Origin of the sequence: Microcella sp. (assembly GCF_019739195.1) — a bacterium.
Lineage (GTDB): Bacteria > Actinomycetota > Actinomycetes > Actinomycetales > Microbacteriaceae > Microcella.
In genome coordinates this window covers 1,975,011-1,999,978 of the sequence record NZ_JAHHDS010000003.1, presented here as the reverse complement: position 1 = coordinate 1,999,978, position 24,968 = coordinate 1,975,011, and the positions used below count along the sequence as shown (strand labels likewise).

Annotated in this window: 24 protein-coding genes; 9 read left to right on the top strand and 15 right to left on the bottom strand. The window is 67.8% G+C overall.

Going from position 1 to position 24,968, the window contains the following annotated elements; genetic code table 11:
• Positions 1-17: 17 nt before the first annotated feature.
• The 5 genes from KL788_RS11495 to KL788_RS11475 all read right to left on the bottom strand — a co-directional run bounded on the left by KL788_RS11495 (position 18) and on the right by KL788_RS11475 (position 5,327).
• On the bottom strand, positions 18-1,058 hold the full coding sequence (locus KL788_RS11495; RefSeq protein ID WP_293171666.1) for a ketopantoate reductase family protein: 1,041 nt from the start codon (positions 1,056-1,058) through the stop codon (positions 18-20).
• A gap of 76 nt (positions 1,059-1,134) precedes the next feature.
• Positions 1,135-2,127 (bottom strand): 23S rRNA (guanosine(2251)-2'-O)-methyltransferase RlmB, encoded by a 993-nt coding sequence (rlmB, locus tag KL788_RS11490; RefSeq protein ID WP_293171663.1) that lies wholly within the window; start codon positions 2,125-2,127, stop codon positions 1,135-1,137.
• The gene (cysS, locus tag KL788_RS11485) at positions 2,120-3,526 is read right to left on the bottom strand and encodes a cysteine--tRNA ligase (RefSeq protein ID WP_293171660.1); all 1,407 of its coding nucleotides are present in this window, start codon (positions 3,524-3,526) and stop codon (positions 2,120-2,122) included. The genes rlmB and cysS overlap by 8 nt, the downstream gene beginning before the upstream one ends.
• Positions 3,527-3,625: 99 nt before the next feature.
• Positions 3,626-4,840 (bottom strand): 2-C-methyl-D-erythritol 4-phosphate cytidylyltransferase, encoded by a 1,215-nt coding sequence (ispD, locus tag KL788_RS11480; protein ID WP_428846138.1) that lies wholly within the window; start codon positions 4,838-4,840, stop codon positions 3,626-3,628.
• Positions 4,841-4,844: 4 nt separating this feature from the next.
• Positions 4,845-5,327, bottom strand: a complete 483-nt coding sequence (locus tag KL788_RS11475) for a CarD family transcriptional regulator (protein WP_293171654.1) — start codon at positions 5,325-5,327, stop codon at positions 4,845-4,847.
• Between the two features lie 182 nt (positions 5,328-5,509).
• Here KL788_RS11475 and KL788_RS11470 point away from each other — a divergent pair, with 182 nt between their 5' ends.
• The 3 genes from KL788_RS11470 (at position 5,510) to KL788_RS11460 (ending at position 10,090) form a co-directional block, all read left to right on the top strand.
• Positions 5,510-5,977 (top strand): hypothetical protein, encoded by a 468-nt coding sequence (locus tag KL788_RS11470; protein ID WP_293171650.1) that lies wholly within the window; start codon positions 5,510-5,512, stop codon positions 5,975-5,977.
• 168 nt (positions 5,978-6,145) lie between these two features.
• On the top strand, positions 6,146-8,020 hold the full coding sequence (locus KL788_RS11465) for a cell wall-binding repeat-containing protein (protein ID WP_293171647.1): 1,875 nt from the start codon (positions 6,146-6,148) through the stop codon (positions 8,018-8,020).
• 153 nt (positions 8,021-8,173) lie between these two features.
• Complete coding sequence (locus tag KL788_RS11460; protein WP_293171645.1) at positions 8,174-10,090, top strand: cell wall-binding repeat-containing protein; 1,917 nt, start codon at positions 8,174-8,176, stop codon at positions 10,088-10,090.
• 22 nt (positions 10,091-10,112) lie between these two features.
• Here the strand turns inward: KL788_RS11460 and KL788_RS11455 are convergent, their stop codons facing one another.
• Both KL788_RS11455 and KL788_RS11450 read right to left on the bottom strand, forming a co-directional pair.
• Positions 10,113-10,793, bottom strand: a complete 681-nt coding sequence (locus KL788_RS11455; RefSeq protein WP_293171643.1) for a response regulator transcription factor — start codon at positions 10,791-10,793, stop codon at positions 10,113-10,115.
• A complete protein-coding gene (locus tag KL788_RS11450) occupies positions 10,790-11,947 on the bottom strand; it encodes a sensor histidine kinase (protein WP_293171641.1) in 1,158 nt (385 codons plus the stop codon). Before KL788_RS11450 ends, KL788_RS11455 begins: the two co-directional genes overlap by 4 nt.
• A 160-nt stretch (positions 11,948-12,107) precedes the next feature.
• Here KL788_RS11450 and phoU point away from each other — a divergent pair, with 160 nt between their 5' ends.
• Positions 12,108-12,761, top strand: a complete 654-nt coding sequence (gene phoU, locus KL788_RS11445) for a phosphate signaling complex protein PhoU (protein WP_293171639.1) — start codon at positions 12,108-12,110, stop codon at positions 12,759-12,761.
• A gap of 58 nt (positions 12,762-12,819) precedes the next feature.
• The gene (locus tag KL788_RS11440) at positions 12,820-13,647 is read left to right on the top strand and encodes a hypothetical protein (protein WP_293171636.1); all 828 of its coding nucleotides are present in this window, start codon (positions 12,820-12,822) and stop codon (positions 13,645-13,647) included.
• Between the two features lie 31 nt (positions 13,648-13,678).
• Here KL788_RS11440 and KL788_RS11435 read toward each other — a convergent pair whose 3' ends face one another.
• On the bottom strand, positions 13,679-14,422 hold the full coding sequence (locus KL788_RS11435; RefSeq protein ID WP_293171633.1) for a phosphoglyceromutase: 744 nt from the start codon (positions 14,420-14,422) through the stop codon (positions 13,679-13,681).
• Positions 14,423-14,462: 40 nt separating this feature from the next.
• Here KL788_RS11435 and KL788_RS11430 point away from each other — a divergent pair, with 40 nt between their 5' ends.
• A complete protein-coding gene (locus KL788_RS11430) occupies positions 14,463-15,239 on the top strand; it encodes a class I SAM-dependent methyltransferase (protein WP_293171630.1) in 777 nt (258 codons plus the stop codon).
• Positions 15,240-15,380: 141 nt separating this feature from the next.
• Here KL788_RS11430 and KL788_RS11425 read toward each other — a convergent pair whose 3' ends face one another.
• From KL788_RS11425 to KL788_RS11405, 5 genes are all read right to left on the bottom strand, one after another.
• Positions 15,381-16,229, bottom strand: coding sequence for a type IV toxin-antitoxin system AbiEi family antitoxin domain-containing protein (locus tag KL788_RS11425; protein ID WP_293171627.1), 849 nt, complete (start codon positions 16,227-16,229; stop codon positions 15,381-15,383).
• Between the two features lie 208 nt (positions 16,230-16,437).
• Positions 16,438-17,538: an FUSC family protein gene (locus KL788_RS11420; RefSeq protein WP_293171624.1), complete on the bottom strand. Its 1,101-nt coding sequence runs from the start codon at positions 17,536-17,538 to the stop codon at positions 16,438-16,440.
• Between the two features lie 16 nt (positions 17,539-17,554).
• Positions 17,555-18,649 (bottom strand): YgfZ/GcvT domain-containing protein, encoded by a 1,095-nt coding sequence (locus KL788_RS11415; protein WP_293173321.1) that lies wholly within the window; start codon positions 18,647-18,649, stop codon positions 17,555-17,557.
• Between the two features lie 4 nt (positions 18,650-18,653).
• Positions 18,654-19,250, bottom strand: coding sequence for an FABP family protein (locus KL788_RS11410; protein WP_293171621.1), 597 nt, complete (start codon positions 19,248-19,250; stop codon positions 18,654-18,656).
• A gap of 134 nt (positions 19,251-19,384) precedes the next feature.
• On the bottom strand, positions 19,385-19,663 hold the full coding sequence (locus tag KL788_RS11405) for a hypothetical protein (protein WP_293171618.1): 279 nt from the start codon (positions 19,661-19,663) through the stop codon (positions 19,385-19,387).
• Positions 19,664-19,715: 52 nt separating this feature from the next.
• Here KL788_RS11405 and KL788_RS11400 point away from each other — a divergent pair, with 52 nt between their 5' ends.
• Entirely contained in the window at positions 19,716-20,408 is a 693-nt protein-coding gene (locus tag KL788_RS11400; protein ID WP_293171615.1) for a winged helix-turn-helix transcriptional regulator, read from the top strand.
• A 138-nt stretch (positions 20,409-20,546) separates the two neighbouring features.
• Here KL788_RS11400 and KL788_RS11395 read toward each other — a convergent pair whose 3' ends face one another.
• Positions 20,547-20,906, bottom strand: a complete 360-nt coding sequence (locus KL788_RS11395) for an ArsR/SmtB family transcription factor (RefSeq protein ID WP_293171612.1) — start codon at positions 20,904-20,906, stop codon at positions 20,547-20,549.
• 56 nt (positions 20,907-20,962) lie between these two features.
• Complete coding sequence (locus KL788_RS11390; protein WP_293171609.1) at positions 20,963-21,607, bottom strand: low molecular weight phosphatase family protein; 645 nt, start codon at positions 21,605-21,607, stop codon at positions 20,963-20,965.
• Between the two features lie 135 nt (positions 21,608-21,742).
• On the opposite strand from KL788_RS11390, the gene KL788_RS11385 reads away from it, so the two are divergent.
• Together KL788_RS11385 and KL788_RS11380 are read left to right on the top strand one after the other, a co-directional pair.
• Positions 21,743-23,938 carry an RNA degradosome polyphosphate kinase gene (locus KL788_RS11385; RefSeq protein WP_293171607.1) on the top strand — a complete coding sequence of 732 codons (2,196 nt, stop codon included), beginning with the start codon at positions 21,743-21,745 and terminating at the stop codon, positions 23,936-23,938.
• Positions 23,935-24,897 (top strand): NUDIX hydrolase, encoded by a 963-nt coding sequence (locus KL788_RS11380; protein ID WP_293171604.1) that lies wholly within the window; start codon positions 23,935-23,937, stop codon positions 24,895-24,897. The genes KL788_RS11385 and KL788_RS11380 overlap by 4 nt, the downstream gene beginning before the upstream one ends.
• Positions 24,898-24,968: the final 71 nt, after the last annotated feature.

The window sequence follows — 24,968 nt, the reverse complement described above, 5'->3', positions numbered from 1 at the left end:
GATCGCATGGTCTCCTGTCAAGCGGAGCCGAGTGCGGCCATAAGCAGCGGTGCGTTTTCGGGCGCCGGCGTGAGTTCGCCGCGCTCGACCTTCTCTGACAGCCGCAGGATCCGCTCGTTGACCGGCGCACTGCCTCCGAGCTCCGCACGCTGCGCGACGATGTACCCGCTGAAGGCGTCGAGTTCGGCCCGGCGGCCCTTCTCCCAGTCCTGCAGCACGGCAACCCGCGTATCGGGCTGCGAGAAGTGCGAGAGCACGCGGTCGAGCAGGTCGAGCGCGTACTGGTCGGAATTGGGCATAGCCTCGGCAGTGATGCCGAGCGAGGGCATCATGGTGATGCCGAGATCGATCGCGAGCGCGTACGCCTCGCGCGACATCGCATCCATGACGGGTCGAATGCCCGGCGTGTGCGCGGCCTCCAGCAGCGGCATACCGAGAAGGCCTGACGGCAGCATCTCGGGAATGTTGGCGATGAGCTTCATCCACTTCGCCGAGCGGATGTCGTCGGTCACGACGATCTCGGCGGCGTGCGCGAGCACCGCAGCCACCTGGTCGAGCCTCTCGGTGCGCTCGCCGCTCAGCGTGCCGACTGAAAACCAGGTCTCGGCGGGCGTCACCTGTCGCACGATCACGCCGGGCGTGCGCAGATTCGCGGCGATGCCGAGCACGCAGCCGATCGTGCGATCAGCGCCGACGATCGCAGCCACGTCGTCGATCGTCATGCCGTTCTGCAGGCCCACGAACACCGAGTCCGGTCGCATCAGGGGCTTCATGAGCTCAGCGGTCCAGCGCGTGTCGTAGGTCTTGACGCCCGTGAGAACGATGTCGAAGGGCTCGCGCAACTCGGCCACCTGGCACAGGTGCAGCGCGGGCACCGGTGTGACCTGCGTCTCTGCCGCGAGGTGCACGGTCAGGCCGTTCGCCCGCATCGTCTCGACGTGGGCGGGCCACTGGTCGATCACCGTGACATCGAGACCAGCTCGAATCAGGTCAGCTGCTACCGATCCGCCGACAGCGCCCGCGCCGACGATCGCGATCTTCAGGTGGTCGAGCGCCATCGCTCTCTCCTCACATGTTCAGTAAAGATGAACACTTCGAGGATACACACGCCGATACGGCGACGAGCGAGCAGTCCTAGAGCGCTGCCCGTCGTCGCGAGACCTCGTAGAGCGCCACGCTCGCCGCGATGCCCGCGTTGAGCGACTCGGTCGCTGCCGAGATCGGGATCGAAACGATCGCGTCGCAGGTCTCGGTGACGAGGCGCGACAGGCCCTTGCCCTCACTTCCCACGACGATGACGAGTGGGCGATCGGCAAGCTCGAGGTTCGGCAGCATCATGTCGCCGCCCCCGTCGAGACCGAGCACGAAGACGCCTTCTGACTTCATGGCCTTGAGGGTCTGCGTCAGGTTGGCCGCCATCGCCACGGGTGTGCGCGCGGCAGCACCCGCCGAGGTCTTCCATGCCGCTGCCGTGACGCCGACTGAGCGACGCTGCGGCACGATGACGCCGTGACCGCCGAACGCCGCCGTCGAGCGGATGATCGCTCCGAGATTGCGCGGGTCGGTCACGCCGTCGAGCGCGACAAGCAGAGGGGTCTGCCCCCGACTGATGGCCTTCGTGACGAGATCCATCGGGTGCGCGTACTCGTATGCGGGCACCGTGATCGCGATGCCCTGGTTGACCGAGTTCTCGCCCGTCATGCGGTCGAGCTCGGGGCGCATGATTTCGAGCACCGGAATGCCGCGCTTGGTCGCCAGCGTGAGAGCCTCTTTCACCCGATCGTCCATCTCGACGCGCGCCGCGATGTAGAACGCGCTCGCCGGAATCTTCGCGCGCAAAGCCTCCAGCACCGAGTTGCGACCACTGACGATCTCGGCGTCGACATTCTTCTTGGGTGCGCGCGAGCGGTTCGACTGCTGCCCGCCCCCGGCATTGCCCCCCGCGCGAGACCGCGCGGCGGCGAGCCGATCGTTCGCGGCCTTGCGCTTGCCGGCCGGGTGCCACGTGCGGTCCTCCGCCTTCGGAGTCGGGCCACGGCCCTCGAGCGCCTGGCGACCTTGACCCCCTGAACCGACCGTCGGGCCCTTCTTCTTCTTGCTGGCGCCGGGGCGCCCTTGCTTAGCCATCGATACTCCAGTCGGTTGCTGTCGGTGAGTCTTCGAGCACGATGCCGGCCGCGGCCAGGTCATCGCGAATGCGGTCGGCCGTCGCGAAGTCGCGCGACTCTCGGGCGTCGCGGCGTTCGCCGATGAGCCGGTCGACGAGCGTCGAGAGGGCTCGTCGGGCGGGGTCGTCGTCGCGAGCATCCGCTTCGGAGGCATCGAAGCCAAGCACCGCGACCATGCCAGCCACCTCGGCGCGGGCCCGCGCGACGGCGGCCACATCGTCGTCGTCGAGTGCGGCGTTGCCAGCCCTGACGCGATCGTGCAGCACGGCGAGCGCTTGCGGCACCGCGAGGTCGTCATCCATCGCAGTCACGAACTCGGCCGGCAACTCGGCGTCGACCTCGGCGAAGCGTGTTGAGGCGACGCGGCGGGATGCGCGCGCGATAAAGCCCTCGATGCGCTCGAGAGCGGCCTGCGCCTCGTCGAGCGAGCTCGGGGTGTAGTCGATCGTCGAGCGGTAGTGCGCCGAGCCGAGCCAGTAGCGCACCACGGCCGGGCGATGGCTCGCGAGCAGCTCGAGCGCGAACACCGAATTGCCGAGCGACTTCGACATCTTCTGGCCGCCCACGTTGACCAGGCCGTTGTGCACCCAGTGGCGAGCGAACTCATGCCCCGCCGCGCTCGACTGGGCCAGCTCGTTCTCGTGATGCGGAAAACGCAGGTCGAGACCGCCACCGTGGATGTCGAACGACTCGCCCAGATATCGGGCCGCCATCGCCGAGCACTCGATGTGCCAGCCGGGTCGGCCAGGGCCCCACGGCGAGGCCCAGTGGGCGCTCGAGGGCTCGTCGGTCTTGGCGCCCTTCCAGAGCGCGAAGTCGCGCGGGTCGCGCTTGGCTCGAGGGGGCGCATCGCCCGCCGCTTCCATGTCGTCGGGGCTCTGCCGGGTGAGCTCGCCGTAGCGGCTCCAGCTGCGCACATCGAAGTAGACGTCGCCGCTACCGTCATCGGCCGCGTAGGCGTGATCGCGCTCGATGAGCGTCGCGATGAGCTCGTGCATCTGCGCGATGCTCGCCGTCGCGCGCGGCTCGTACGTCGGCGGCAGAATGCCGAGTGCCCGGTACGCCGCCGTGAACTCGAGCTCGACGCGGTAGGCCACGGCGTACCACGGCTCGTGCTCGCTCTGCTGTGCGAGCACCTTGTCGTCGATGTCGGTGACGTTGCGAATGAAGGTGACGGCGTACCCGCGCTGGGTCAGCCAGCGCCGCCAGAGGTCATAGACGAGCGCGCTGCGCACGTGCCCGATGTGCGGCGACGACTGCACCGTCGGCCCGCAAACGTACATGCCCACGTGGCCCTCGACCCGTGGCGCGAGGTCGACGACGGCCTGCTGCAGGCTGTCATAAAGGCGCACGGTCACCGGGCAAGCCTACCGGCGGGGCGCTATGGCCGAGCGAGCGGAGCCCGGCGACCGTGCTCGGCGGGCGGAGCTCATCGCGCCGCAGGAGCGGCGGCGCGATCAGGAACGCAGGAGTGCTGTCGCAATCGCGGCGACGCCCTCGGCACGGCCGGTGAACCCGAGGCCGTCGCTCGTCGTCGCGGCCACGCTCACCGGGGCGCCGAGCACCCGGCTGAGCAGCGCTTCGACCTCGTGGCGGCGGGCGGCGAATCGGGGACGCTGAGCGACCACCTGCACCGCGACGTTGAGCACGTCGAAGCCTGCATCGCGCAGCAGCTCGAGGGTAGCGGTGAGAAAGACCTCGCCTCGAGCATCCGCGAATCGCGGATCATCGACGCCGAATCGCGACCCGATGTCGCCGAGCCCCGCCGCCGACAGCAGCGCGTCGCAGATGGCGTGGCTGATCGCGTCGCCGTCGCTGTGGCCGGCGAGCCCGGGCTCATCGGGCCAGTAGAGGCCGCCGAGCCAGAGCGGTTGCGCGTCGTCGTAGGCGTGCACATCGATGCCGATCCCGGTGCGCAGCGAGGGCCGGTCATCGGCGACGAGCTGCTGAGCCCGCCGCAGATCCCACGGCGTCGTCACCTTGAACGCGCGGTCGTCGCCGAGCACCGTGACGACGGGATGCCCTGCCGCCGCGTGCACGCTGGCATCGTCGGTGTGCTCGGCATCGGGCGCCACCGCCGCGAGTGCTGCGCGGTACTGCTCGAGCGGAAAACCCTGGGGGGTCTGGATCGACGCGAGCTGCGCGCGATCGACCTGCTCGATGACCGCGCCGTCGGACGTGCGCCGCGCGATCGTGTCGACCACCGGCAACGCGGGAATTACTCCGACCTCGTCGGCCCGCACGCGGGCGATGACGCGGTCGAACACCTCGACGGGGGTGAAGGCGCGCGCGGCGTCGTGCACGAGAACGGTCTCGACGCCCGAGCCGATCGCGACGACTCCGGCGCGCACCGAGGCGAGCCTGCTGTCACCGCCCGCGACGACTATCACCGAGTCGCGAGCCGCACCCGCCGACCGAAGCGCGATGGTGCGCGCCTCGTCGCGATGGGAGGCAGGCGCGACCACGACGACCTGAGCGGGCTCGGCGAGCGAGAAGACCGCATCGAGGGCGTGCTCGAGCAGCGTGCGACCGCCGACTGTGACGAAGGCCTTGGGCTCTGATCGCCCGAGCCTCGTACCGCTGCCCGCGGCAACGATGACGACGGCGAGCCGCGGCGAGAGAGCCGACGACGCAGCGGCCGAGTCGGTCACTGCGGGGTCGATGCTACTCAGCTGGCTATGAGGCGAGAACCTCGTCGAGAACCGTCGAGGCTTTCTCCTCGTCGGTCTTCTCGGCGAGAGCGAGCTCACTGATGAGAATCTGGCGGGCCTTGGCGAGCATCCGCTTCTCGCCCGCACTCAGACCGCGGTCTTGATCGCGGCGCCACAGGTCACGAACGACCTCGGAGACCTTGATGACGTCGCCCGAGGCGAGCTTCTCGAGGTTGGCCTTGTAGCGGCGAGACCAGTTGGTCGGCTCTTCGGTGAACGGCGCGCGCAGCACCTCAAACACCTTGTCGAGACCTTCTTGCCCGATCACGTCGCGAACGCCGACGAGGTCGACGTTCTCAGCAGGAACCTCGATCGTCAGATCGCCCTGGGTGACGTTGAGCTTCAGATAAAGCTTCTCTTCACCCCGAATGGTTCGGTTCTTGACTTCGATGATCGTGGCAGCCCCGTGATGGGGGTAGACGACAGTCTCGCCGACCTGGAAAAGCATGGATGGTGGTCCTTCCGCAGAACCTCCAGTCTACCACAGCAGTTTCTCAGCCTCAGCGGTCGGGCAGGCGCTCATCGAGCCTGCGCGCGGCCCTCGCTCGCTGGATAGACTGGAGAGGAACAGGCCATCGAGAGTCGTGCACTGCTCATCGATCGCTACCCCCCGTGCTCTGGAGGCAACTCGTGAAATCTCGTCTGGCCGCGTCGATCGCCCTCGCGGCGGCGCTTCTGCTGGCAACGACCGGCTGCACGTTCGGTGCCGAGATCGCGACCGAGAAAGAGTATGACCCGAGCGACGGAGTGGGCACCGAGGTCGGCGAGCTGGCCGTGCGCAACGCGCTGCTCATCGGCGACGACCCCGAGAATTTGAACCTGGTCATGACCGTCGTCAACTCGAGTGACGTCGGCAAGCGTCTGTCGGTGCAGTGGAGCGACGGCAGTGAGCGCGTGACCGAAGTCGTCTTGATCTCGGCCAACAGTCGCACGGCATTCGGCGGGCCCGACCAGCCTCAGGTGCTCGTCACCGGCAGCACCGATGTCATCGGCGGGCTCGTGCCGCTCTTCTTGAGCTACGGCACCGTGCCGGGCGTCGAGCTTCTCGTGCCCGTACTCGACGGCTCGCTGCCCGAGTACGAGCTGCTTGTTCCCTAGCTCCAATAGCGCCGCGGTCGACGCGCGAGTCGCTAGGGCGATGCCGTGGTCGCCGGCCATCGCGGGCGCGCACTAGGCAATTTTTACTCTGGAATTGGCCGAATGTTCGGGCTATCGTGCGAGAGAGTCGAGGTGACCTCGACGGTCTCGACCCGAGAGGATGCCCGCATGACCTCGCACGCCCGTACTCGCGCATCGTCAGCCGTGGTGCTGCTCGCCACGTTCGCGATTGTCGCCCCGGTGTCGACCAGCCCTGCGACAGCCATCTCGCAGCTTGATTCGATTCCCGTCGGAGACCAGCCGGCCTCGATCGTCATCAACGCTGCGGGCACGCGAGCATATGTTGCCGACGGCGCCGACGGCACGGTCGACGTCATCGACCTCGCATCACAGACTGTCGTCACGACCATCGATGTCGGCTTCGGCGACACAGACTTGGCGTTCCGGCCCGGCACGACCGAACTGTGGGTGACCCACCGCAGCTCAAACTCTGTCAGCATCATCAGCACCGCAACCAACGCGGTCACATCGTCTCCGAGCTTTCCGGGCGGGCCGGTCGGTGTCGCCTTCTCGGCGAATGGCGCGACGGCGTTTATCACCGGTTCGACCTCAGACGAACTGATGGAAGTGAACGCGACGACACGCACCGTCATCGACACGTATCCGGTGGGCGAAGGGCCGGTAGGGGTGGCTGTGGATCACGAGCGCGGACAGGTCATCGTGCCGGGCAGCGACACGAACACCGTGACGATCATCAACCCGGCGCTCGACACCACGTCGACCGTCACCGTCGGCAACGGAGCGACAGACATCATCGTCGATGCCAGCCGTGACCGCGCGATCGTGAGTGATCGGCTGGACAACACCCTGACCATCGTCGACCTCACCACGAACACGGTCGTCGATTCGATTCTCATCGACTCGCAACCGAATGGTCTCGCCCCGCTCTTCGACCAGCGCCTGTTGTTCGTCGCAACCTTCGACAACGTGCATGTTGTCGACCTCGACCAAGATCGTCGACTCGGAAACTGGGGCACCCTCTCCGCGACGACCGATGTCGCGGTCACGCCGAACGGTCGGGCCGTCTACTCGACCTCGTGGGGTTCCGACGCTATTCAAGTCGCGAAGTTCGAGGTCGACCGGTTCGGTGGGGCGACGCGGTACGAGACCGCGATTCAGATGTCGCAAGAGGCGTACCCCGACCCGCACCCGATCGTCTTCATCGCCAGCGGCACCTCCTTCCCTGACGCGCTCTCGCTCGCTCCCGCTGTGTCGTTGCAGAACGGCCCGCTTCTGCTCAACCCGCAGAACTCCCTGCGCGCCGATGTTCTCGCCGAGGTAAACCGGCTAGACCCGACGACCATCTACCTCGCCGGCGGCGAAGGCGTGCTCTCGAACACCGTGCGCACGCAGCTCGAAGCCACTGGTGCCACAGTCGTGCGGCTCTCCGGGCTCGACCGCTATGCGACGTCGAGAGCGGTCGTCACGGAGTTCTTCGACAATGCGGGCGGATACAGCGACCTCTATCTGGTCACCGGGCGCAACTTTCCCGATGCTCTGAGCGCCGGGGCGGCTGCCGGCTCGGGCGGTATGCCCATGCTGCTCGTCGACGGTGATGCGGCGACCTTGCCGACCGCGACCCTCAGCCTGATGAACACCCTGCAGCCCGATCGGGTGATTCTCGTCGGCGGCACGGGCGTGATGAGCACGAGCATCCAGAACCAGCTCACCGGCCTCGGTGGCATCGAGGTCGTGCGGGCCGCGGGGGTCGACCGCTACGCGACGTCGGTGGCCGTGACCGAGCTCGGTTTCGACCTCCTACTGCCGTCGGCCGCATACTGGGCAACGGGCATGGACTACCCCGACGCGCTCGCCGGCATCACTCTCGCGGCGAAGGACAGCGCCCCGATCTATCTCGTCAGACCGACCTGCGCGACCGACGGCGCGATTCACGGCGCGTGGCGCCACAACGCCGACCGCATTGGCATTCTCGGCGGAACGGGGGTCGTCTCGGCCGCGGTCGAGAACTTCACCCGCTGCTGAGCTCGGGAAGCGCGGGGGTGCGCCCGTGCAAGAACCTCTTCCGAATGCGATTCGGCTTCGCTATGGTGCGGGTGAGGCGCGAACCTCCGCGCTGAACGAACGGCGTGCAGCTGAATCGCACTCAGAGCACGCCCGGCAGGAAGGACCTCGATCGTGACGTTCGTCCCGCGCCGCTCGCGGCTTCACGGCACCGCGGCCACCGTCACTGCCGCGGCACTCGTCGTGTCGGCATCCGTCGCTTTCTCTGCTGGAACGGCGACGGCCATCTCTGTGGAAGACAGCATTCCGGTCGGCGACAGCCCGTCGTACATGGATATCCTTCCCGACGGCTCGCGTGCGTACGTCTCGAGTGAAGCGGACGACTCGGTCGAAGTGTTCACGTTGGCAACCCAGGTCACGAGCACGATCGCGGTCGGCGACCAGCCCTATGGAGTGACCGTGCGACCGGGCGGAGGTCAAGTGTGGGTCGCCAACTTCAACGGCGACTCTGTCTCGGTGATCAGCACCGCGACAGACACGGTCATCGCGACGATCCCCGTCGACAATGGCCCCTGGGCGATCGACTTCTCGCCCAACGGGCAGACGGCCTACGTCAGTCACTATCTTGATGACTCGATCGTGCCCATCTCAGCGACCACTCTCACGCGCTCGACGAGCCTGACGAATGGGGAGTTCGCGCAGGGCATCGCTGTCGAGCCGTCGACGGGCGATGTATGGACGACCCTCACCAACGCTGACCAGGTGTCGATCGTGGATCCCGCGAATCCGGGAGCACCGATCCTCATACCGGTCGATCGGTTTCCGAGACAGGTCATCTTCAGCGTCGACGGATCACTCGCGTTCGTCTCCAACAACGATGTCTCCGCATCGAGTGTCTCGGTCATCAGCACAGCAACGCGCACCGTGATTGACGAAATTGTCGTCGGCGGCGGCTACCTCGACGCGCTGTCGGTCTCCCCCGACGGCGTGCACCTCTTCACCGCGGTCACAGCCACCGACACAACGTCGACGCTCCACGTCATCGACATCGCCACGCGCACGCCGCTCTACTCGATGCCGGCAGGTCATGACGTGTTCAGTACCGCGATGACCCCCGACGGCAACCGCCTCTACGTCGTGAGCTCGCGCGACGACGAAGTTCTGCGCGTAGGCCTCGAGGTTGGCAGGCTCGCGGGGGCGACGCGCTACGAGACGGCCGTGGCGGTGTCGACAGAGGCGTTCCCCGGCGGCTCAGCCGCGGTCTATGTCGCCAACGGAGCGGACTTCCCCGACGCTCTCGCCGCCGGGCCGGCGGCCGCAACGCGCAACGCGCCGCTGCTGCTGGTGACGCGCGACTCCGTTCCGGCGGTGGTCTCCGCCGAGATCACGCGACTCTTCCCCGGCACGATCTACATCGTCGGCGGCACAGGGGTCATCTCGTCCGCCGTCGAGGCGCAGCTCGCCCTGACAGGCGCGGATATCGTGCGCCTCGCCGGGCCTGACCGCTACGAGACCGGTCGACGCGTTGTTGCGAATGCCTACGGACTCGAGACCCCGTCTGACAGCACAGCCGTCGACGTGGTCTACATCGCGACAGGCCGCCAGTTCCCCGACGCCCTGAGCGCTGGTCCCGCGGCGGCGCGAGCCGGCGGGCCCGTTGTGCTCGTAGATGGCGCAGCAAGCAGCGTGCCCGCATCCACCCTGGCACTGCTCGACCAGCTCAACCCCGATGTCATCAAGATCGCTGGTGGCACCGGTGTCGTCTCACCCGCGATCGAGGCCCAGCTGAGCGGTCTGTACAGCGTCACACGGGTCGCGGGCGCCGATCGGTACACGACGTCGGCGGCGATCAACGACGACGCGTTCGATGACGCTGCCACGGTGCTGTGGGCGACGGGAACCGGATTCCCGGATGCTCTCGCCGGGGTAGCCCTCGCGGCACAGGTCGGCGGACCGATCACGCTCGTTCGGCCGACCTGCGCACCCGTTGCCGCCAAGAGCGACCTGTGGCGGCTCGACACCGATCAGCTCTTCTTGCTCGGCGGCACGGGCTCGCTCAGCACGGCGGTGCAAAACCGGGTCGGCTGCTGACCCTGGTTCGCGATCGCGGCGGTCAGTCTTCGAAGCGGTAGCCGAGGCCGCGAACGGTCACGAGCATCCGCGGGTTCGAGGGGTCGGGTTCGATCTTCGAGCGAATGCGCTTGACGTGCACGTCGAGCGTCTTGGTGTCGCCGAAGTAGTCGGCACCCCAGACGCGGTCGATGAGCTGTCCGCGAGTAAGCACGCGGCCGGCATTGCGCAGTAGCAGTTCGAGCAGCTCGAACTCTTTCAGGGGCATGGCGATCTCACGACCGTCGACGGTGACCTGGTGCTTGTCGACATCCATGCGCACCGGCCCGGCCGTCAGCACGCCGTCGTCGAGATCACCCTCGTCTGACTGGCGTCGCATGACGGCACGGATGCGCGCGAGCAGTTCGCGGGTCGAATATGGCTTGGTGACGTAGTCGTCTGCCCCCAGCTCAAGCCCTACGACGATGTCGACCTCGCTGTCTTTTGCGGTCAGCATGATGATCGGCACACTCGAGCGCTGTCGCAGCTCGCGGCAGACCTCGGTGCCGGGCAGGCCCGGCAGCATGAGGTCGAGCAGCACGAGATCAGCCCCGGCCTGATCGAACGTGGTCAGCGCGGCGGCCCCGTCGGCGACCACCGTGGTCTCATAGCCCTCGCGGGTGAGCAGGTAGGCGAGGGGCTCAGAGAGCGCCGGCTCGTCTTCGACGATAAGGATGCGGGTCATGCGCGAGCCTTTCCGGTGGCGGTCGCCGCGGGCTGGTCGACCCGGGGCAGTCGAATGGTGAACGTCGAACCTCGACCGTGCTGCGACCAGACCCGCACATCGCCGCCGTGATTCTGCACGACGTGCTTGACGATGCTGAGGCCGAGTCCTGTGCCGCCCGTGGCGCGCGAGCGGGCCTGGTCGACACGGAAGAAGCGCTCGAAGACGCGATCGAGTTCATCGGCGGGAATGCCGATGCCCTGATCGGTCACTGCGATCTCAATGACGTCATCGGTCGCGTTGATGCCGATGCCGACGCGCGACGGCGACGGCGAGTACTGCACGGCGTTGGCAATGAGATTGTGCACCGCCGTGATGAGCATGACCTCGTCGCCCCACACGCGCAGGCCCTTCTCGCCGCCACTGGCGAGCGAAATGCGGTGGGCGTCAGCAAGCACGCGGTTCTGGTCGATCGCGGCGGCCACGACGGCATCGATCTCGACCATCTCGGGGTGGCTGAGTGCATCTTTGGCCTGCAGTCGTGAGAGCTCGATGATCTCTTGCGTCATGCTCGCGAGTCGCTCTGACTCACGGTGCAGTTGGTCGGCGAATCGGCGCACTTGAACGGGGTCATCGGCTGCGTGCCCGAGCGCCTCGCTCAGCAGACCGATAGCGCCGATCGGAGTCTTGAGCTCGTGGCTGATGTTCGCGACGAAGTCACGTCGCACCGCGTCGAGGCGATACGACTCGGTTCGGTCTTCGGCGAGCAGCAGCACGAAGCGGCTGCCCAATCGGGCAACCCGCACCGAGAGGTGCAGGGCAGCGTCGCCCAGCGGGCCTCGGCTCAGTTCGAGATCTTCGGTGATCGGCTCACCACCGCGGCGCACACGCTCGACGAGCTCGACCATGCGAGCGTGCACGAGCGTGCGATGCCACACGAGCCCCAGCGCGAACGCGGCCGGCGAGGCCTTGACCACCGTATTGCTGGGGTCGAGCACGACCCCAGCCGACTCCAGCGCTTCGACCACCTGATCGACGCCGTCGGGCACCGTCGTCGAGGCCACCTCGGCGGCCATGCGGCCTCGTCGTGCAGCGGCTACCACCGTGACGACGGCTCCGCCCCCGATCAGCGCGCCGAGCACGAGAGCGAGGGGCACGAGCAGTGCCGAGTCCATGAGCACTAGATTAGTGACCGGCAGGTACCGTCTCGTGCGCTTCGAGCGCCTTGACGGGGCCAGAACCGCAGAGTTCACCTGCGAGCCACGTGCCGTTCACATGAGAACGGGACGGTGAGGGGGACTGTGCCAGAGCCCCACGAAATGAGGATTGAGTTCAATGCGCGAAGTGTTCCAGCAAGAGCTGCGCGAGGTTCGCGAGCGCCTGGTTGAGATCGCGGGTCTCGTTGCAGACTCGATCGACAACGCCACGCGAGCGTTCAACGAGTCGAACGTCTCGCTCGCCGAGACCGTCATCGCCGATGACGCCAAGATCGACGCGGCCGCCGCAGAGCTCGACGAGCTCGCCATCAACATTCTCGCCCGGCAGCAGCCAGTCGCTCGTGACCTGCGGGTCGTCGTGAGCGCCCTGCGCATCAGTGCCTCGCTCGAGCGCATGGGCGACATGTCTGAGCACATCGCGCAGCTCGCCCGCTACCGATTCCCCGACAAGGTCGTGCCGAAGAGCCTGCGCGGCACCTTCAAAGAGATGGGCGCGCTCGACGTCGAGATCGCCCGCAAGCTCGTCGAGCTGCTCGAGACCGAAGACGTCGCGATCGCCGAGCACATTCGCAACGAAGACGACAAGATCGATGCCCTGCATCTCAGCGTCTTCGACAAGGTGCTCGGTGAGACGTGGAAGGGCGAGGCCATCGACACCGTCGACGCCACGCTAGCCTCGCGCTACCACGAGCGCTTCGCCGACCACGCCGTCTCGATCTCGAAGAAGGTGCAGTACCTCGCCACGGGCGACTGGGTGCAGGCCGACGACTGATACTCGCCGCTGAGTCTCCGGGGCCGGGCCCGAGGCGCCGTCGAGCTATGCTCACAACATGCAGCCCCCTCGAGTGGACGATCGTCGCCGCCTCGCCGTAGGCGCGGTCGCGCTCACTGCAGTACTCGTGATCAGCGCGTGTTCGTCACCCCAGAGCGATGGTGAGCGTCGAGCACTCGACTACACCGAGCGCATCGCGATCGGTATAGCCGACGACGCGACTGGAGGTCGCACCATCGTCGGGCTACCGCCCGAAGCTCTCGCCGCTGAGATGATCGATGGGTATCGCACGCCGACGGGTGCCGGAGTGCGCGATGACTCCTTCAGCGTCGAGACGCTCGACTGGGGCGGCGAGACATCCTGGGCTGTCCCTGCGTTCGTCGTGCTGCGCATCAGCGCAGACGTCGACGAGGCCGTCCAGGAAACGGGCGGCGGGTGGTTCTCAACCGGCCGCGAACTCCTCCCGGCCGGGCGGGCGACAGCCTGCTACTGGATCACGCTGCCGGTGTCCGAAGCGGAGATCGGCGCCAAGGTTGACCGCGGCGAGTGCCCGGACGACGCCGAGGCTCAGATGCCGCGTCCCGTCGGCTCGTATCGCTTGCCCGGCGACGCGCTCAACCGCATCGAGCAGCTGCTCGCGAGCGACGCGTCACTCGCCGAGGCCACAACTCTGTTCAGCCCGGCCATCACGGTCGATGCCCGCACGATCGATGGCATGAGGGTGATCGCCGCGCGCGGCATAGAACCGGAAGACTGTGTCATTGTCGCCCAACGGCCGTCGGGCGAGATTGAGCGCGTCATCCTCACGCGCGAGCAGGTGCAACCCGGGGAGATCGGATGCTCAGCCGATGCCGCACGCCTGCTCGGTCCGCCCGAGGGCGAGTGATCGGTAGTTCGCGCGACTCAGCAGTACGCACCTACTTTTTGCCCTGCGCGGCGACCGCAGCGGCTCCGGCAGCGGCGGCCTCGGGGTCGAGGTACTCAGCAGGCTTCACGGGCATGAAGTCGTCACCGAGCTCGTAGACGAGCGGAATGCCGGTCGGAATGTTGAGCTCGGCGATCGCGTCGTCGGCGATGCCGTCGAGGTGCTTCACGAGCGCCCGCAACGAGTTGCCGTGCGCGACGACGAGCACCGTCTCTCCCGTCGCGAGGTCGCGAGTGATGTCGCTCTGCCAGTAGGGCAGCATGCGGTCGATGACCAGCTTGAGGCTCTCGGTGCGCGGCACCTCGCCGTCGATGCCGACGTAGCGCGGGTCGTGCACCTGGCTGTACTCGGCATCGTCGTCGAGCACCGGGGGCGGGGTGTCGAAGCTGCGGCGCCACGTCATGAAGAGGTCGTTGCCGTGCTGCTCGAGCGTCTCGGCCTTGTTGAGGCCCTGCAGAGCGCCGTAGTGGCGCTCGTTGAGCCGCCAGCTGCGCTTCACCGGCAGCCAGTCGAGATCGGCGACCTCGAGGGCGATGTTGGCGGTGTGGATCGCGCGCTTGAGCAGGCTCGTGTAGAGCATCCGCGGGTTCAATCCCGACTCCGCGATGAGCTCTCCAGCGCGACGCGCCTCGTCACGCCCCTGCTCGGTGAGGCCGACATCCACCCACCCGGTGAAGATGTTCTTCTCGTTCCAGACAGAGTGGCCGTGGCGCAGCAGGATCAGCGTGTGGGTCATGTAGCCAGCCTACCGAGCGGCGCCGCGGCAGAATAAGCCCATGGCAGAAGGGCGGGTGACCCGCGGCACGACGGGCGTCAACCGCTTGCGGCGCATGGACCGCTGGCTCGCCGCGCACCCGGTGTTGCGCAGAGCGGCCGACCCCCTCATTGTCGATCTGGGATACGGCGCCGCGCACTGGACCTCGCTCGAACTGCTCGAACGGCTGCGTCGCGTGCGGCCCGAGGCACGCGTCGTCGGCATCGAGATCGACCCCGAGCGGGTGCGGGCGGCCGCGCCGTTCGCCCGCGAAGGCCTGACTTTTCGGCAGGGCGGCTTCGAGATACCGCTCGAGGGGGATGGTCGCCCAGCGATCATCCGCGCCGCTAACGTGCTGCGGCAGTACGACGAGGGCGAAGTGCCCGAGGCCTGGGCGCTGCTGCGGTCTCGACTGCAGCCAGCAGGCGTGCTGCTCGAAGGCACCTGCAGCGAGCTCGGACGCGTGGCGAGCTGGGTGGCGCTCGACCCCGACGGCCCGCGCACGCTGACTCTGGCGCTGCATCTGGGCTCGGTCGAGCATCCGTCGGTCGTGGCCGAGAGGCTGCCCAAAGTGCTCATTCACCGCAACGTGCCCGGCGAGGGAGTGCACGACCTGCTGCGCGAGCTCGACGCCCAGTGGGCCCGGCACGCTCCGCTCGCCACCTTCTCGCCGCGCCAGCGCTTCATCGCCGCGGTGCGCGGGCTGCGCGACGCCGGCTGGCCCGTGCACGATGGCGTCGCCCGCTGGCGGCTCGGCGAGCTCACCGTCGACTGGTCTGCGGTCGCGCCTCGCCCCTAGGCCCGACCCTCCCGTCACAAATCACGGAAGTGCGGGCATTGATGTGTTTACACCGGGCCGACCATGGTCAGCGACCTGCTGAATCTCCGTGATGTGTGACGCATGGGCAGGGCACGGCCCAGCTCGGGGTCATCGCACGGCTTACGAGCGCAGATGATCTCCGCGCGTGACTGCCGCAATCACAGCCGCCTCAACCAACGGCCACTCGTTCATCACCAGGTGGTAGCTGAAGCGCAGAACACGGTATCCGAGGGTCGACAACTGCGCGTCACGGTGCCGGTCACTCTCGAAGGTCGACTCGGTGTCGTGAAACTCTTCCCCGTCGACTTCGATGATGAGTCGCTCGCCGATCCGAAAGTCGACTCGACCGAGTCCAGAGAAGCGCACCTGTCTTGAGATCGGCAGTCGATGACGGCGCATCCGAAGCCAAAAGAGTGTCTCGATTCCGGATTCGCAGACTCCGATGACCCCGTCGCCGGCGAACTCCCGGGCAAGACGATGGCCAGGGCTCATCATCCCCAGATGAAGTGCACTGTCGACCGCTGCCGCAACGTGCTCGCGCGGCGCGCAGCGCGTGTAGTCATCAAGGGCCTCTTCGAGAGGAGAGACGATCGCGGTGGTGGCAGTGGATGCTCGGCGCCAGTGCACCCGAACCTGAGTATCCGCGCTGTCACGCCGACGCGTCGGGTCTTGCGCTGTGCGTAGCTGAGTGGCATCGCGGTCGACCGCGACGTGCAGTCGCGCATCGCGCACGACCCAGACCCCGTGCGCCTCGAGTGCGTGGTGGCACGTGAGCTGGCCGCCAACCCTGACGGCTTCAAGCGCCGATCGTGGCAATCCCGGCAGTACGTACCAGCCCTGTCGCACGCGGAAGAGGCGGCCTGCGTGGCAGAGGGCCGCAATTCGGCGCGGACTCACGCCGCGTTGCCGTAGCCGATAGGTCGGGATGAGTCCGCCGCGCTCGGCGGCCAGCTCGGTGAGGAGTCGCATGTGCGCAGGGTGCCCGTTAGCTGTGCCACGGGTTGCACCGAGTGATCGCTTTGTGGATGCCTCAGCGAACCCCCTCGCGCGGGAGGGGTGGTTTCACAAATCACGGAGATCTGACGCCCTGTGGGCTGTAGTACATCGAAGTGGTGGGCGGTCGGTGCCTGTGTTCCGTGATTTGTTACTGGCGGGGGTGCGCATGCGCCGGCGCGGCTCAGAGGGCGGGCAGCTGCGCTCGGGCCTCGTCGGGGGTCATGCCGAGGTGCACGAGCACGTCGAAGACGAGGGGGCGCAGCAGCACGACGACGACCTGGTCAGAGACTCCATCAACGGCGCTGGGCGAGCACTGCGCGGCGAGCGTCGCGGCCAGGGCGCGCGTGGCGTAGCGGGCCGCCTCGTCGTCGTGGCTGCGGCCGAGCAGCCGCACCACCTCGCCCGTGGTCTCGACGAGCGCGGCGAGAATGGGGCGACCCTCGCCTTCCCGCACGACGACCTCGACTCGACGCGCGATCGCCCGCACGTGGCGCGTGATCAGGTCGGTGACCGCGAGCAGCTGCGCCTCGTTCGCGAGTCGGGCACGCCGCGACCGCAGCCAGGGAGAGAACGAGGCGACGCCGCGCGCGCTCTCGAGCGAGGTTGTCCACTCGTCGATGAGGCGCTGGGTGCGACGGCTGCGCGCGAGCGCGAGCTCGGCGGCCGCCGAGTCGCCGGCGCGCAGCGCCTCGTGCAGGCTCGTGAGCGCCTGGTCGAGGAGCGAGTAGAGCGCCGTCGCCTCGCCGCGCCGGCGCACGAGGTCGAAACGCGGTATCAGCGCCGTGATGAGCAGCGCCATCACCCCGCCCACCAGACCGTCGAGGCTGCGGGCGAAGACTCCCCCGTCGGGCGCCGGCAGCACGGCGACGAGCATCGACTGCACCGCTGCCGCGATCGCGAAGGCCGCCGAGGGCGACACGGCACGCGCGACCACGAGCGTGAGCCCGAGAATGACGGCGGTCTGCCAGGCGCCCTGGCTGATGACCTGCACCAGCAGCGCGGCCACCGCGATGCCGATGTTGATGCCGATGACTGTCTCGACCACTCTGCGAGGTGTCGCGTCACGCGCGAGCCCGAGCGAGATGATCGTCACTGTCACGGCGACAAGGGGCAGATCGTGCCCGAGCAGCTCGCGCGCGATGAGGTACGAGGCCGTCGCCGCGACGACGATCTGCACGATGGCGGGCAGGGAGCGCACGACCCGGTCGAGCGCGGCGCGGGCATCCAATCGCCGACGGATGCTGCGCTCGAGCCGCCGCATCGATTCAGCACTGCCGCTCACGCCGGCGCCCCCGACCTCAGACGGGACGCTGCACAGCGCCGAGACGCGGCAGCCGCGGCACCCCGGCCGTGGCTCCGGCGTCGGTCGGCACGATCGTCTGCTGCGCGGCGGCGATGGCCACGCCCTCGGTCTCGACGACAAGCGCGGCCGCGGGGTCGAGCGAGCGCTTGACGACGGCGAGCGCGATCGGCCCGAGTTCGTGGTGCCGCGCGCTCGACGTCACGGTGCCGACGCTCGCGCCCTCGAGCAGCACGGGCGTGCCGGGGCCGGGCAGAAGCGCGTCAGAGCCGTCGAGGTGCAGCATCACGAGCCGGCGCGGGGGGTGCCCGAGGTTGTGCACCTTGGCGACCGTCTCTTGCCCGCGATAGCAGCCCTTGGTGAGGTGCACGGCCGAACGCAGCCAGTCGAGCTCGTGCGGAATCGTGCGCTCGTCGACCTCGGCACCGAATCGCGGGCGCCAGGCGGCGATACGCAGGGCCTCGAGTGCGAGCGTGCCGGCGACCCCGATCGATCCGGCGCGCACGGCATCGGCGACTTCGGCGAGGCGGGCGCGCTCGACGAGCACCTCGGCGACAGCGTACGAGGCCGACGGATGCTCGCTCTCGGCCGCGTACTGCCAACCGCCGCTCTGCACCTCGACCCAGGGGTCACGCCAGAGCAAGGGCTGCCCGTTCGGCGCGGCCGGCTCGACGAGGAGCTCAGAGCCCAGCTGGGCGAGAGTCGCCCACTGCTCCGACACGTCGGCGACCTCGACGCGCATCATGAACCGCATGCGGTCGAGCCACGCGGTGAGCGCCTCGACGGCCGGGGCCTCGACGAGCAGCCAGGTCGTGACCCCGTCGTCGACGACGTGCATCGCGTGTTCGAGGCGTCCGTTGGGGTCGAGCAGAAGAGTCTCGGCCGAGGCGCCCGGCTCGAGCGCCGTCAGCGACTGCGAGGTGAGCGAGTCGAGCCAGGTCAGGCGGTCGGGGCCGGTGGCCGTGATCACTCCGCGGTCGCTGAGGTCGACGAGGGCGCGGCCTGCGGCGAGCATCCGCTGCTCGGCAACCGGGTCGCCGTAGTGGTCGGCCACGCCGTCGGCTCCGGGCACGGAGCCCGGCAGACTCAGCATCGGGTTACTCGCCACGATGCAGGGTTCCTGAGGCGTGCGTGCGCAGGTCGTTGCCGAGCGCGGCGATATCCCATGCCCAGAGCAACTTGCCCTCGACGAGGCCGTAGAGCCGGGTGGCAGCCGTGTACTCCTTCGCGCTCGCCGAGCGCATGACCGCGTCGGTCTGCAGGTCGATGCGGGCATCGGCAACGCGGCCGAGGTAGAGCTCGCTCACGCCACCCGGGTGGATCAGTGCCACCTCGACTTCGAACCCACCTTGCGGCGAGCGCAGCGTCTCGACCTCATCGGCTGTCGCGAACGGTCGGGCCCCTTCACCCGGCAGCATGCCCGGTCCGGGGTCACCGGCGTGCGCGGGCCGGTGCAGCCGCCAGTAGCCGGCCTCAGCGTTGAGCGGCGTGTTCGCATCGTCGAGCAGCCACGTGGTCGACGAGTAGTTGAGGTAGTTCAGGCCGTCATGGCTGAAGCTCACGCGCTGCCCGAACTCGTGCTCGCGAATGCGGTCGCCGTCGGCGTAGTGCACCACTCCGGTGCCGTCCCAGACTCCGATGAGCCACGAGAGCGGAGCGAGCTCTGCGGGCAGGCTCGAGTCGAGCGAGAACATCGCGCGCGACGCGCTCAGCGCTGGCCGCGATACAGGTTGACGAGCACGACGACCGAGACGAAGCCGATCGAGAGCGTCGCCAGCCCGAGCAGGCCGAGGAAGAAGATCTCAAGGGCGAGAAGCATGAGACCAGTCTACGATGCCGAACCGAGCGCTGCCTGCACGATGGCCGTGCCCGCCGAGGCGATGAGCAGCAGCACGACGACGCCCGAGACGGTCACGAGCATGCGAGAGACAAGCCCGTCTTTCGACTGCAGGCTGACCTGAATGACGAAGGTCAGCAGCACGGCCCCCGCGGCGATCGCGGGCAGCAGCGACCACCAGCCCGCCACGGGCACGAGCACGGCTACGACCGCGAGCGCGCCGACGACCGCAAGCCAGACCGGCAACGCGGTCGCCACGGTGCGAGACATGCCTCCATGCTAGGGCGCTTGTACACTGAGCGAGACACCGTGTGGAGGACTCATGGCGCAGCTGTTGATCCTGACCTCGCAGGTGAACACCGACGTTCTTCCCGCGCTGGGCCTGCTCAGTCACCGGGTTCGCCGCATTCCGGCGGAACCGGCGGCTCTCGTCGGCGCGCCTCCCGCCGACGTGATCATTGTGGATGCCCGTGCCGACCTGCAGAGCGCCAAGTCGCTCTGCAAGATCTTGACCACGACGGGCGCCGGCTCACCGATCATCGTCGTGCTGACCGAGGGCGGCCTCACGGCCGTCAATGCCGAGTGGGGCATCGACGACGTGCTGCTCGAGACGGCGGGGCCCGCCGAGGTGGATGCTCGCGTGCGGCTCGCCATCGGGCGCCAGTCGCGCGACGAGGGGTCGAGCATGATTCGCGCCTCGGGCGTCACGATCGACGAGGCGAGCTACTCGGCGAAGGTGCACGGCCGCACGCTCGATCTCACGTTCAAAGAGTTCGAGCTGCTGCGCTTCTTCGCCACGCACCCCAGCCGCGTCTTCACGCGCGAGCAACTGCTCAGCGAGGTGTGGGGCTACGACTACTTCGGCGGCACGCGCACGGTCGACGTGCACGTGCGGCGTCTGCGCGCGAAGCTCGGCGACATGGAGTCGCTCATCGGCACAGTGCGCAACGTGGGCTATCGCTTCACGGTGCACGAAGACGATCCCGAGCAGGCCCCGAGCCGCGTCGGGGCCTGACGGGGCGGGCTCAGCAGCAGCCGGTCGAGCCGCAACACCCGTCGGTGCAGCAGGCCTCGGCGCAGCAGGGGCCGAACGCGATCATCGAACGCAGTGCGGTCATGGTGACTCCCATCTTTCTTTCGGTGGGCCGGCGGCTCAGCAGCAGCCGGCGTTGAGGGCGCGCGCGATGGCGTGGATCGCCTCGGATTCGGCGCGGTAGTGCACGTTGAGCCCCCGGCGCTCCTTGCTCACGAGGCCAGCGCTCTCCAGGCGCTTCAAGTGGTGGCTCACGGTGCCTTCGGTCAGATCGACGGCAGGGGCGAGATCGCACGTGCAGGCAGTGCCGTCAGGGGCCGTGAGCAGCGCAGTGAGCAGTTGCAGTCGCGTCGGGTCGGCGAGCGCCTTCAGCCGCAGAGCGAGCTGCTCGGCTTCGTCGCGACTCAGCGCAGCGGCTGAGCCGATGGGCTCGCAGCAGATCGGTGCGGTATCGGTGAGCACGGGAAGCATCGTCGGCATGGCCCCAGTGTGCCAGAGATTAGATATATGTCAAATAACTCGAGGTCGGTGCGCTGCTACAGTGGTCGCACCTCGATGCCGAACTCTCGAGCGAGTTCGCGCACGTGAGCGGCGATGAGGTCGCGCGTGTGCCTGATGCCTGCCTTGCCGCTCGTGCTGTCGAGCGCGATGCTCCAGGTGCGAAACGCATGCCCCTCGAGCTCGTCGAGCGAGTCGTTGCAGTTGAGCACGATGATGTGGTCGGCCGCGGCGATGAACTCGGGCGTCGCCGGCTTGGGGTACTCGCCGAAGAGGGGCACGCCCACTTCGTCGAGCGTCTCGATCACGGCGGGCAGGATGCGCGCTGCCGGCCGATCTCCTGCGCTCACGATGCGGGTGCCGGCGGGCGTGATCGCGCGCAGCACCGCGGCCGCGAGCTGCGACCGGCCAGCGTTGCCCGAGCAGAGGAAGAGCACCGAGGGCGGCCGCGGCAGCTCGCGCGTGCGCTCGATCCACAGCAGGGCGTCGAGCCTGTCGTCGGCGAGCTGCGCCGTGAGAGCGCGGGCGTGCTGCGAGGGGTGATCGAGGTGCCGATAGCGGCGCAGGCTGTCGATCACGATGTCTCGCACCTGCGCGAGCTCGAACTGACCCACGTACTTGCCCACGAGCCTGTCGGCGACGCGCTCGACGATGGCGAGAGCATCCGGCGTCTGCACCGTCATCGCACCGCCCCCCGCCGCTCAGATGCGCCGCCGAATCGACGGTCACGTGACCAGTGAAGGCGCTGTGCGTGAACGAGCGGTGAACGTGCGTCGACCACCGTGAAGCCGTTGGGCGATTGCTGACACAATGGCGCCATGCACGACGACTCAGTCACCGACACGGGGTACCAAGTCGACGGCGGCGTGGGCGGCGACTTTGTCGACGACTATGACGAGTCGACGAGCGACGACGACGGCACTCTGCCCGTCGAGCGCTACCTCGACCGTGAGTTGAGTTGGTTGCGGTTCAATCAGCGCGTGCTCGAACTCGCCGAAGACGAGGCGGTGCCGCTGCTCGAGCGCGTCAACTTCTTGGCGATCTTCGCGAGCAACCTCGACGAGTTCTTCATGGTGCGCGTTGCGGGCCTCAAGCGCCGCATCGTCACGGGTCTGGCGGTGCCGACCAACACGGGCCGTGCACCGGGAGACGTGCTCGCCGATATCAACGCGCTCGCGCTCGAGCTGCAGCTGCGGCACATCGCGGTGTTCCACGAGCTCGTCAAGCCGCAGCTCGACGACGCCGGCATCCACATCGAGGCGTGGAGCGACCTCAGCGAAGCCGACCGAACGCGCGTCGACGAGATCTTCACCGACCAGATCTTCCCGGTGCTCATGCCGCTGGCAGTCGACCCCGCGCACCCGTTTCCCTACATCTCGGGGCTCTCACTCAACCTCTCGGTGCGCGTGCGCAACCCGAAGACCGAGAAGGTCGAGTTCGCGCGCCTGAAGGTGCCGCAAGTGCTACCGCGCTTCGTGCAGCTGCCCGACGACGGCACCGGCCGCGTGCGGTTCTTGACACTCGAAGACCTCATCAGCAACCACCTCGTGCAACTTTTTCCCGGCATGGAAATTCTCGAGCACCACGAGTTCCGCGTCACCCGCAACGAAGACGTCGAGATCGAAGAAGACGAGACCGAGAACCTCATCCAGGCCCTCGAGCGCGAACTGCTGCGGCGTCGCTTCGGCCCGCCCATCCGTCTCGAGATCACCGACGACATGGATGACCTCACGCTCGGTCTGCTGGTGCGCGAGCTCGGCATCACCGAGCAAGAGGTCTATCGGCTGCCGGCGCCGCTCGACCTCGGGGGCCTCTTCGAGATCGGCAAGATCGACCGGCCGAACCTCAAGTACCCCAAGCACGTGCCGGTGACCCCCGTGCAGTTCCAGCCTGCCGAGCCCGGCGCCCAGTCCGACATCTTCGCGGCGATCGCGCGTGACGACGTGCTCGTGCATCACCCCTACGAGTCGTTCGCGACGAGCGTGCAGGCCTTTCTCGAGCAGGCCGCCCGCGACCCCAACGTGCTCGCCATCAAGCAGACTCTCTACCGCACGAGCGGCGACAGCCCGATCATCCAGGCGCTGATCCACGCGGCCGAGTCGGGCAAGGCCGTGCTCGCCCTCGTCGAGATCAAGGCCCGCTTCGACGAGCAGAACAACATCGAGTGGGCGCGCAAGCTCGAAAAGGCGGGCGTGCACGTCGTCTACGGCCTCGTCGGGCTCAAGACGCACTGCAAGCTCGCGCTCGTCGTGCGGCAAGAAATGGGAGGGGCGCTCAAGCACTACGCCCACATCGGCACCGGCAACTACAACCCCAAGACCAGTCGCATCTATGAAGACCTCGGTCTCTTCACGACCGACGACCAGGTCGGCAAAGATCTCACACGGCTCTTCAACGAGCTCTCGGGCTATGCCATCGAGAAGAAGTTCAAGCGCATGCTCGTCGCGCCGCGTTACCTGCGCCGCGGTTTGCTCAAGCTCATCCGCACCGAGACCGAAAACGCCCGCGCCGGCCGCCCGTCGGGAATCCGCATCAAGGTCAACTCGCTCGTCGACGAAGCGATCATCGACGCTCTGTACCGCGCCAGCCAGGCGGGCGTGCCGGTCGACGTCGTCGTGCGTGGAGTGTGCGCGCTGGTTCCGGGCGTGGATGATCTCAGCTCGACCATCCGCGTGCGCAGTGTGCTCGGCCGCTACCTCGAGCACTCGCGCATCTTCGCCTTCCACAACAGTGGCGACCCGCAGATCTACATCGGCAGCGCCGACATGATGCACCGCAATCTCGACCGCCGCATCGAGGCGCTCATCCGCATCACCGACCCTGCCCACGTGGCCCAGATCGATGACCTGTTCACGACCACGATGAGCGACACGACGGCGTCGTGGCACCTGCAGCCGACGGGCGACTGGAAGCGGGTGCATCGCGATAAGCGCGGTGAACCCCTTGATGACCTGCAGAATGTCGTCATGACTGCGATCGCGAGTCGGCGCCGATCGGGAGGCGCCCGCGCATGACGCCCGCATCCACCGCGACCCGTTCCTCGACCGTGTACGCGGCGGGTGCTGTCGTGTGGAAGCTCGTCGACGGCAAGGTGCGCATTCTGCTCGTGCATCGCACGCAGCACAAAGACGTCTCGCTGCCCAAGGGCAAAGTCGACCCGGGCGAGACCCTGCCGCACACCGCGGTGCGTGAGATCGCCGAAGAGACAGGCTTCGACGTGGTGCTCGGCGCTCCGCTCGGCACCGTCGAGTACCTGCTGCCCAACGGTCGCGACAAGGTCGTGCACTACTGGTCAGCCGAAGTCGACCCCGGTGCGGCCGAGCGCCACAGCTACGAGGCCAACGGCGAGATTCTGGCGCTCGAGTGGGTGGCCCTCAGCAAAGCGGCCAAGCGCCTGACCTACGAGCACGACGCCGACGTCGTCGAGCGCTTCGCCGCCCAGGTCGAGGCAGGTCATGCCCGCACCTTCGCGCTCGTCGTGCTGCGGCACGGCAAAGCCATGCCGCACGAGCAGTGGGACGGCCCCGATCACACCCGACCGCTGCTGCACCTCGGGCTCGAGCAGTCGGCGTCGGTCGCGGGCGGCATCGCCGCCTTCGGGCCGGAGGTGCTCGTGACGAGCCCGGCCGCCCGCTGCGTCGCCACGATCGCCCCCACAGCAGAAGCGACCGGCGTGCCGGTTGTCGAGGCTCGCAGCATCAGCCAAGATGCCTACTCGGGCGACAGCGAGCGCGTGCGCCGTCAGGTGGCGAAGCGCGTCGGTCGTGGCAAGACGACGGTGATGTGCAGCCACGGCCCGGTGATTCCGCAGATCATCGCCGCCGCGGCCGACCTTGCCGGCTCGGCGATATCGTCGGAGTTGCGCCGCAGCGCGGCGCTGTCGACCGGTGAGTACACCATCATGCACTTCGCCCGGGAGACCGAGCCGCCCCGCCTCGTCGCCGTCGAGACGCACTCCCCCGCGATCGACTGAACGAGCCGCCGTCGCATTTACCGGCTGTTAACCTTTGGGCCGCGAATGTGCTTGACTTCGTGGCGACGCCG

Coding starts and splice junctions, on each gene's coding strand:
- KL788_RS11430 (WP_293171630.1), top strand. CDS start 14,463: ATGGCAGAAGGGCGGGTGACCCGCGGCACGACGGGCGTCAACCGCTTG.
- KL788_RS11455 (WP_293171643.1), bottom strand. CDS start 10,793: ATGACCCGCATCCTTATCGTCGAAGACGAGCCGGCGCTCTCTGAGCCC.
- KL788_RS11440 (WP_293171636.1), top strand. CDS start 12,820: ATGCAGCCCCCTCGAGTGGACGATCGTCGCCGCCTCGCCGTAGGCGCG.
- KL788_RS11395 (WP_293171612.1), bottom strand. CDS start 20,906: ATGCCGACGATGCTTCCCGTGCTCACCGATACCGCACCGATCTGCTGC.
- KL788_RS11385 (WP_293171607.1), top strand. CDS start 21,743: ATGCACGACGACTCAGTCACCGACACGGGGTACCAAGTCGACGGCGGC.
- KL788_RS11450 (WP_293171641.1), bottom strand. CDS start 11,947: ATGGACTCGGCACTGCTCGTGCCCCTCGCTCTCGTGCTCGGCGCGCTG.
- KL788_RS11465 (WP_293171647.1), top strand. CDS start 6,146: ATGACCTCGCACGCCCGTACTCGCGCATCGTCAGCCGTGGTGCTGCTC.
- KL788_RS11425 (WP_293171627.1), bottom strand. CDS start 16,229: ATGCGACTCCTCACCGAGCTGGCCGCCGAGCGCGGCGGACTCATCCCG.
- KL788_RS11435 (WP_293171633.1), bottom strand. CDS start 14,422: ATGACCCACACGCTGATCCTGCTGCGCCACGGCCACTCTGTCTGGAAC.
- phoU (WP_293171639.1), top strand. CDS start 12,108: ATGCGCGAAGTGTTCCAGCAAGAGCTGCGCGAGGTTCGCGAGCGCCTG.
- KL788_RS11400 (WP_293171615.1), top strand. CDS start 19,716: ATGGCGCAGCTGTTGATCCTGACCTCGCAGGTGAACACCGACGTTCTT.
- KL788_RS11495 (WP_293171666.1), bottom strand. CDS start 1,058: ATGGCGCTCGACCACCTGAAGATCGCGATCGTCGGCGCGGGCGCTGTC.
- rlmB (WP_293171663.1), bottom strand. CDS start 2,127: ATGGCTAAGCAAGGGCGCCCCGGCGCCAGCAAGAAGAAGAAGGGCCCG.
- KL788_RS11405 (WP_293171618.1), bottom strand. CDS start 19,663: ATGTCTCGCACCGTGGCGACCGCGTTGCCGGTCTGGCTTGCGGTCGTC.
- KL788_RS11390 (WP_293171609.1), bottom strand. CDS start 21,607: ATGACGGTGCAGACGCCGGATGCTCTCGCCATCGTCGAGCGCGTCGCC.
- KL788_RS11415 (WP_293173321.1), bottom strand. CDS start 18,649: ATGCTGAGTCTGCCGGGCTCCGTGCCCGGAGCCGACGGCGTGGCCGAC.
- KL788_RS11410 (WP_293171621.1), bottom strand. CDS start 19,250: ATGTTCTCGCTCGACTCGAGCCTGCCCGCAGAGCTCGCTCCGCTCTCG.
- KL788_RS11475 (WP_293171654.1), bottom strand. CDS start 5,327: ATGCTTTTCCAGGTCGGCGAGACTGTCGTCTACCCCCATCACGGGGCT.
- KL788_RS11380 (WP_293171604.1), top strand. CDS start 23,935: ATGACGCCCGCATCCACCGCGACCCGTTCCTCGACCGTGTACGCGGCG.